This is a genomic window from Burkholderia sp. Ap-955, assembly GCF_011753045.1.
GTDB lineage: Bacteria > Pseudomonadota > Gammaproteobacteria > Burkholderiales > Burkholderiaceae > Burkholderia > Burkholderia lata_D.
Genome location: NZ_VWWH01000220.1, coordinates 1 through 932, shown reverse-complemented (window position 1 = coordinate 932; position 932 = coordinate 1). Strand labels below are relative to the sequence as shown.

Annotated in this window: 1 protein-coding gene and 1 pseudogene; both read left to right on the top strand. The window is 62.1% G+C overall.

Annotated elements, in window-relative coordinates; all coding sequences use genetic code 11:
* Positions 1 to 446 (top strand): annotated as a pseudogene (locus F3J15_RS37435) (CDP-6-deoxy-delta-3,4-glucoseen reductase); the annotation flags it as partial.
* A gap of 240 nt (positions 447 to 686) precedes the next feature.
* Positions 687 to 932, top strand: a 246-nt coding sequence (locus F3J15_RS37430) for a glycine zipper domain-containing protein (protein WP_240161556.1), incomplete at its 3' end; no start/stop codon positions are given.

Sequence of the window (932 nt, the reverse complement as noted above, 5' to 3'; positions counted from 1 at the left end):
GCCCGCTCGGCACGTTCTTCCTGCGTGAAGATTCCGACAAGCCGATCGTGCTGCTCGCATCGGGCACCGGCTTCGCGCCGATCAAGGCGATCATCGAGCACGTGAAGCACACGGGCATCACGCGCCCAATGACGCTCTACTGGGGCGCGCGCCGCAAGAAGGACATCTATCTCGGTGAACTCGCCGAGCAGTGGGCACGCGAGATCCCGAACTTCAAGTACGTGCCGGTGCTCTCCGAGCCGGACGCCGGCGATCAGTGGACGGGCCGCACGGGCTTCGTCCATCGCGCGGTGATCGAGGATCTGCCCGATCTGTCGGGCCACCAGGTGTATGCATGCGGCGCACCGGTGATGGTCGAGTCCGCGCAGCGCGATTTCATTCGGCACCATCGACTGGCCGACGGCGAGTTTCTGGCGGATGCGTTCACGACGTCGATCCCGATGTAAGAGCCATGGTTTCCATGGACGTTTTTGTGCGGTTTGATGGAGAAACAATGGAGTCGGGATAAAAAAATAGCGATTCCGAAGGGGCTTTCCAGGTGCACACAATCTGTTACGACAATGGCGAACCAGGTTTGAATGGGAGTGCTATCTTTCGCCGGCCTTTCGTTGAAAACATGCGTTGAAACGAATCGGCAGAAACGCAAGAAACCGGACTTCAGATTGAGCACAAGGAAGAGCATTCGCATGTTGAAGAAGATCGCCTCCGCATTCATCGTCACCGCGGCTGCGGTGATTTCACTGCCGGCCGCGGCAGACAACTGGGACAACGCGCTCGGTGGTGCGCTGGGCGGTATCGCCGGCGCAACCGTCGGCGATGCACTGGGCGGCCGCACCGGCGCGGTGGTGGGCGGCGCGATCGGTGGTGGCGCCGGCGGCGCGATCGCGGCGAATCGCGACGAGCGCGACGGCGCGATCATTGGCGGCGCACTC